The organism is Methanoregula sp. (assembly GCF_002835825.1).
In the GTDB taxonomy this organism is placed as follows: Archaea; Halobacteriota; Methanomicrobia; order Methanomicrobiales; family Methanospirillaceae; genus Methanoregula.
On the sequence record NZ_PIZH01000120.1, the window covers coordinates 1 to 5,718 of the forward strand.

The 5,718-nt window shown below is 56.8% G+C and carries 7 protein-coding genes and 1 tRNA gene; 2 read left to right on the forward strand and 6 right to left on the reverse strand.

The features are described 5' to 3' along the window. Nucleotides 1-19: 19 nt before the first annotated feature. Nucleotides 20-802 (reverse strand): asparagine synthase C-terminal domain-containing protein, encoded by a 783-nt coding sequence (locus tag CW742_RS05825; RefSeq protein WP_292417767.1) that lies wholly within the window; start codon nt 800-802, stop codon nt 20-22. A gap of 216 nt (nt 803-1,018) precedes the next feature. Between CW742_RS05825 and CW742_RS05830 the strand changes: the two genes are divergently transcribed. Next, a tRNA-Leu gene (locus CW742_RS05830) sits at nt 1,019-1,101 on the forward strand. A 25-nt stretch (nt 1,102-1,126) separates the two neighbouring features. Here CW742_RS05830 and CW742_RS05835 read toward each other — a convergent pair. The 5 genes from CW742_RS05835 to CW742_RS05855 all read right to left on the reverse strand — a co-directional run bounded on the left by CW742_RS05835 (nt 1,127) and on the right by CW742_RS05855 (nt 4,693). After that, nucleotides 1,127-2,134: a BMP family protein gene (locus CW742_RS05835; protein WP_292417768.1), complete on the reverse strand. Its 1,008-nt coding sequence runs from the start codon at nt 2,132-2,134 to the stop codon at nt 1,127-1,129. A gap of 145 nt (nt 2,135-2,279) precedes the next feature. Further along, nucleotides 2,280-2,804 (reverse strand): DJ-1/PfpI family protein, encoded by a 525-nt coding sequence (locus CW742_RS05840; protein ID WP_292417771.1) that lies wholly within the window; start codon nt 2,802-2,804, stop codon nt 2,280-2,282. 72 nt (nt 2,805-2,876) lie between these two features. Continuing rightward, the gene (locus tag CW742_RS05845) at nt 2,877-3,497 is read right to left on the reverse strand and encodes a chemotaxis protein CheC (protein ID WP_292417773.1); all 621 of its coding nucleotides are present in this window, start codon (nt 3,495-3,497) and stop codon (nt 2,877-2,879) included. A gap of 163 nt (nt 3,498-3,660) precedes the next feature. Next, nucleotides 3,661-3,888: a YwbE family protein gene (locus CW742_RS05850; RefSeq protein WP_292417776.1), complete on the reverse strand. Its 228-nt coding sequence runs from the start codon at nt 3,886-3,888 to the stop codon at nt 3,661-3,663. A 64-nt stretch (nt 3,889-3,952) separates the two neighbouring features. Then, complete coding sequence (locus CW742_RS05855; protein WP_292417780.1) at nt 3,953-4,693, reverse strand: hypothetical protein; 741 nt, start codon at nt 4,691-4,693, stop codon at nt 3,953-3,955. 196 nt (nt 4,694-4,889) lie between these two features. On the opposite strand from CW742_RS05855, the gene CW742_RS05860 reads away from it, so the two are divergent. Continuing rightward, a partial coding sequence (locus tag CW742_RS05860) for an amidohydrolase family protein (RefSeq protein WP_292417782.1) occupies nt 4,890-5,718 on the forward strand: 829 nt, incomplete at its 3' end.

A 5,718-nucleotide genomic window follows, 5' to 3' on the forward strand; every position in this document is an offset into this window, starting at 1 on the left:
TCTACGCCCCCCCCGAGTCCTACACTCCCCTCTTCGTCGGCAGCGTCAGATGTGTAGAAGAGCCCGGGTACGTCCCGTGGAGCGCTGAAACTGCCTGGTCGCGCCGGGCCTGCGCTTCGAGACCCGCAAAGTCACGGCGGAGGTCTTCCTCAAGGGTCTCCGACTCTAAGTAGCGCGTATATCCCCCGAAGAGTTCGTCCGCTCCCTGGCCGGTGATGATGCGCTGGTAGCCATGCTCCCCGGCCCAGCGGGCAATGAAGTACTGGGTGAGCGCGATGCCGGAATTGACCGGGTTTTTCTCCGGGATTGTCCCGACAACGACCGGAAGGGCTGAAGCGATCTCTTCTTCGCTGATCGTCACGAACGTACAGGCAAGCCCGAGGGACTCTGCTGCGACTTTTGCCTGTTTCAGGTCATGCGACCCTTCGATTCCTACCGCAACGCATTCCCGTCTTGCAAGAGAAGCCACGAGTGTTGAGTCCACTCCCCCGGACAGGGCAACGACACCTTCGTCGCTGCGGAGTTCCACGGCAGTACGGATCGCTGCCTCCAGGGTCATTTCCGGTGCTGTGGGAGCAATCGTCCCGGTGCTTTTCCCCTTGCAGAGGATCGTACCTTTCGGGCCGGTGCCCTCCATAATCCCGTACATGTCGCGGGCACTGCAGGAGTCCCAGGAAAGGAAGAATTCTCCTCCGCACTGCGACAGCTCATCCGGGCGGTCTTTTACCAGTCTCTCGATCTCGGGAATGCTGAGCCGGTGGCCGCCTTGTTCCATCCAGCCGTTCAGCGTCAGGGTACTCATGAAAGTCACGTGCGGTTGTTCACACTCAGTACCCCGGCTATCCTATAAAACATAGCTTTTTCCTGCCACCATCATTCCATTCCTCTGATTCCGGCAGAACGATCAGGGAATCTTTTTTTTATATCCAAGGGCCAAGTACTGGAGAGCACACGGCACCTGTCTGGCCAGTGGCGTTGCGCTCACTATCCCAAAAGGACAATCAGGATATTCGTATGCGGGAGGATAGGAAAGCTGGCCAACTCCGCCGGACTTAAGATCCGGTCCTTAGTGGTTCTTGGGTTCGAATCCCAATCCTCCCATTCTTTTCCCGTATGGTTCTGTGCATCAGGAGCTTTTCCGGCTCCGTGACTGCACGTAGGCCTCCTCGTTTGCCCGGGCCTGCGTTTCCCACATACTGATCGTTTCATTATACAACGTAAACCGCGGGTTGAAGACAATTCCCGTAACGCCCTCCCCAAGGCCGGCAGTGACATTCCCTCCAATGAATGTGCCGTCAAGGATGTCCCCGATGCCAAAAAAAACGACCCGGTCCACCCGTTTTACAGCAGATGCAAGAATGAATTCCGGGCCAAGCGGCGACTGGTCTGAATCCGTGCCGATCGCATACCGGCCTGGTGCATTTCCCGCTGCACCGAATACTCCCGTGTTGGAATACCCGGCGCAGGCAAAGATCACATCGGTACCATTGCGATACATGGCCTCCGCACTCTTTTGGGCGGCCGGGGCGTCGGCAAACCCCTCTGTTGAATGATGACGGACATAGGCATGGTCAACAGCAATGGTTGCATTGACTGCCCGTGCACCATCCGTATACCCGTCAAGGAACGTGTCAAGCACTTCCGACTCCGTTCCCATGATGATGCCGACCTGCTGTGTTCGTGATGCCGAAGCTGCAAGAACCCCGGAAAGGTAGCTGTCGCCATAGGATGTGATCTCGAAGGACCGGATGTTGTCCGCCCCAATCCCTGCCTGGTCGATGGCAAGGAACCTGATATCCTTGTGCTGGTTAGCAAGCTCCCTTGTGAAACGGGCATACTGGAAACCGACCGTGATGATGAGAGCCGGCCTGTCTGCTCCCGTAGTTGCGTTCACGAGTGCCGGGAGCGTTTCGAAGTCCTGCGGTACGAACTCGCGGATTATTAGGGCCTGCTTCTGCTGCGCTGCCAGAAGACCCTGGTACGCGGCGTCAGTATAGGAAAGATCGCCTTTTTCCGACCCGTACACGATCCAGACAACCGGTGTGCTTGCGGGTGCGGGCTGTGAACACCCGGCGACGGTGAGCAGCAGGACGAGCAGGAGCGAGATGGCAAAGACGCAGGATCCCGGTTTCATGGAGAAAAAGGTTCTCCCGGATCGGTAATAAACACAAACGATTCTGATCGTGAGTTATATACCGGTAAGGATGCGATACTGGCTGATTTGCCGGTTTCCTGATGAGAAGCGGACCTTTGGGAAAACAGGGATGAGAATGGCGGAGTTACCATTCCACTGCAGTCAGTGTCTTGATGAATGTCTCGGCAAAGGCTTTCGATGCGGACGGGCCGTTTGCCGTTATGATCCGGGTATCGGCGACCACTGGCTGGCTGACGAGAACAGCGCCACCTCCCTTCATCTCGCGGAACGCCAGGGGATTTTCATTGTAGGTGGCCTTCTTTCCTTTCAGGATGCCGGCCCGTGCAAGGACCACCGGTGCAAGGCAGATCGCCCCGACAACCTTCCCGGACTCCCGGAAGTACCGTACCAACACCGGCAGGATCTCGTCATCCCAGAGATGGGCCGGGGTGCCGTTCCCGCCGACAATGAGCAACCCATCGTAGGATTTGGGATCCACCTCCTCAAATGAGAGGGTTGCTGCTGCCTTTGCTCCCAGCATGCCGGTGCAGGTGCCGCGCCGCGTGGATGCGATTTCGTAAGCGATTCCCGCTTTTTGGAGGGCAGCAACGGGTTCAGCAAGTTCCTCGTCCCGGAATTTTTCCGGGGATATGGCGATAAGAATCTTCATGGTATCACGATCATGTTCTGGTTCTGGTGGAATAAGGAGATTACGCAAGGCAGGGAACTCTTGTGCTGCCGTTCACCTCCCGTGTGGAGACCGGACCATCTCGTCAAGGCGGTCCTCGACTTTCTTCAACGTGTTGACTTCAAGGAAGATGAGGATATTGCCGGCAATATTGTGCTCCACGGACTTGAGTTCAACGCGGAAGAGGATGACGTCATCGACATCGATCGTCATCTGGGCAATCAGCGAGGTTATCGCTGCATGCGCCATGTCGACAATAAGTACGGGCGGGGAGGGGAGCATATTGAACCCCAGGAGATCGGATGTTGCCGAGAGGAACGAGGAGATCATGATATTGCCGACCTCGACAATCGTGCTCTGGTCCATCTCGTCGAAGGTATGAACTGCTCCTGCCGAACCCTGCATGATGCCGGCGGTCCTGACGGCAGAATCGCGAGGGAAATGCAGGACGAGGAAGCCCCCGTGGGGAATATCCCCCTGGAGCTCGAAAATGACCATCGTTGTCAGTTCATCGCTCAAAAACTCCCCTGCCCGGGAAATATCCACGATATTGATCTCGGGCACGTTCATACCGATCTGAGAATCGAGCATCTGCGAGAGTGTTGTTGCGGAGTGCGCTGCCCCGATATTTGCCATCTCCTTCAGCGCGTCCATCTGCTGGGCGGAAAACTCCATGGGAACCAGTCCTCTGCGAGGATACTGCATCAGTGCGGGACTTTTTTTGCCTGCCGGAACCATGTGCCCGCGGTGATCTCATGTATCCTTGCGGATAGTGAGATGGTGGAAATCCAAGGACTTATACCTTTGTCCCGGAGTCCGTCCCCCCCCAAATGCCCGGTCAGTCCTTCTGCAGGTTATTAGGGGAAAGGATTGTTACAACGCGCCCGACACGCCCGTCTGTAAGGCGGACTTTGATGCCATGCGGGTGAAACGCGGAATTCGTCAGGATCTCCTGCACGGTGCCCCGCGTCCTCTTTCCGGTCCGCTGGTCGTTCTTCTGGATGATCTCGACAGGAATACCGGCGCGAATGTCCGATCTGTGATGGGGATTGTGAGGAACAGTCATGATCGGGAAATCGTGATGCAGTGCACTGGAAGATCCGGTTTGGGTTCAAAGGGAAAAGGGGATATCAGGAATACGGGGCCGGGACATCGTAGGAACCGATCCCGGATTCAAGATATCCGGCCACTGGTGTCCATCCCTTCTGTTCCCCGAACATCAGGAGGTAGACCGAAGTGTGGTACTCGCTTGTTTGGGGCTCGAAGATCGTCCACGAGTTCTTCCCGGAAAGGTCTGACCTGAACGTCACTTCTGCGTTCGGATCGGCCCCGTATTGTGCGTACAGGGTTGTCAGGTAGGTGAAACACTGGCCTCCCGTTGATGCCATCGACCCTTCACGGCAATTGGTTGTCTTTAGGTCTGTGACAGGGCGGAACAACGGGCTCTTTGATACCGGGTCCCGGGTCTCGATCAGGCGCTTGGATTTGATCCCGGCAGACAGGGTGATTGTGTACGGGTCCTTTGTGGTTGTCCCGGTCGGGGGGATGATCTCCGGAACCGTCACTTTGACAAACGTACCTTTTCCCGTTTCGTAGAGTTCTGTTTTCCAGCTCTCCGGAATACCGGGAATCTGCCGGGCGCTCAGGCGTTCAATGATCGGGGAGTTGCCGGTGGGATCTGCCGGGACGGGGAGGAAGAATGTCACGTTCGTGAGCGGTGAATCGGTCGATAGAGTACAGGTATATGAATACGTACTGGAAAGCGTTGACCGGTAGGCCTGCCCGATATAGCCATTGTATGCCGTTACTGCAACAAACGATACCAGGAGGATAACAAAGATTCCGAGCGTGAGTTTAATGGTCCTGTCCATAGCCAGTCACATCCCCGGTGCACGCAGGAAGCAGTGCAACTCATGGAAACACCCCGAAGCGTGCAGCCGGTTTTTCATACGGATCATTGATCCATCAGGATTGAATACTTATTGCCTGGTTCCCCCCTTCTGGTGATCCACGATCACGACTGGTGCCATCACTATGCCTTTATGTCCGGAAAATGAAGTCTCTTGTATGACCGCTCCTGTACTTGTGCTGCGCAATGTCCTGCTTCCCGGAGGGCGGACTGCGGATATCACGGTACAGGAGGAAAAGGTCCTGCATGCCGGGGCAGGAGCCGGTGGGAAGGCAGACCGGACAATAGACTGCACCGGCCTGTATGTCCTTCCAGCAGCTGTTGACATGCATGTCCACATGCGGGGTGGCCCCCAGTCGGCCAAGGAGGACTGGACAACCGGGAGCAAAAGCGCCCTTGCCGGGGGTGTGACCGTTGTTCTCGACCAGCCCAACACCATTCCCCCGATTACGTCGCCGGATGTACTGCGGGGGCGTGTCCTTGAAGCAAAAACCAACTCGCTCTGTAGTTTTGCCATCAACAGCGGGGTTACGCATGACACACCGGTCCGTGCGATGTGGAGTAGTGGTGCGATGGCGTTTGGCGAGACATTCTTTGCCCCGTCAAGTTATGGAGAGGCAATAACACTGGGCGAGCTTGAGTCTGCGCTCCGGGAGATATCTGCCTGCGGCGCGCTCGCAACCATCCATGCCGAGGAGGTCGGGCAGGGCAAAGATTGCGATCTTGCCTCTCATGACCGGATCCGTTCTGGGGAAGGCGAGATCAGGGCCGTCCGCGAGGTGGGCCGGTGCAATACGGCCAGGTGCCGTCTTCACTTCTGCCACATGAGCACGCGGGACTCCGTGATTGCGTCATCCACGCTGGGGAGCGTGGAGGTGACTCCCCACCATCTTTTCCTCTCCCGCGAGCGCTTTGCAAAAACCGACGCGCTGGGAAAGGTGAACCCGCCCCTGCGGTCCGAAAAAGAGCGAAAGGGCCTCTGGGAAG

Bases quoted from the DNA above. Each gene is read 5' to 3' on its own strand.
- CW742_RS05850 (WP_292417776.1), bottom strand. From the start codon at position 3,888: ATGACTGTTCCTCACAATCCCCATCACAGATCGGACATTCGCGCCGGT.
- CW742_RS05840 (WP_292417771.1), bottom strand. From the start codon at position 2,804: ATGAAGATTCTTATCGCCATATCCCCGGAAAAATTCCGGGACGAGGAA.
- CW742_RS05835 (WP_292417768.1), bottom strand. From the start codon at position 2,134: ATGAAACCGGGATCCTGCGTCTTTGCCATCTCGCTCCTGCTCGTCCTG.
- CW742_RS05825 (WP_292417767.1), bottom strand. From the start codon at position 802: ATGAGTACCCTGACGCTGAACGGCTGGATGGAACAAGGCGGCCACCGG.
- CW742_RS05845 (WP_292417773.1), bottom strand. From the start codon at position 3,497: ATGGAGTTTTCCGCCCAGCAGATGGACGCGCTGAAGGAGATGGCAAAT.
- CW742_RS05855 (WP_292417780.1), bottom strand. From the start codon at position 4,693: ATGGACAGGACCATTAAACTCACGCTCGGAATCTTTGTTATCCTCCTG.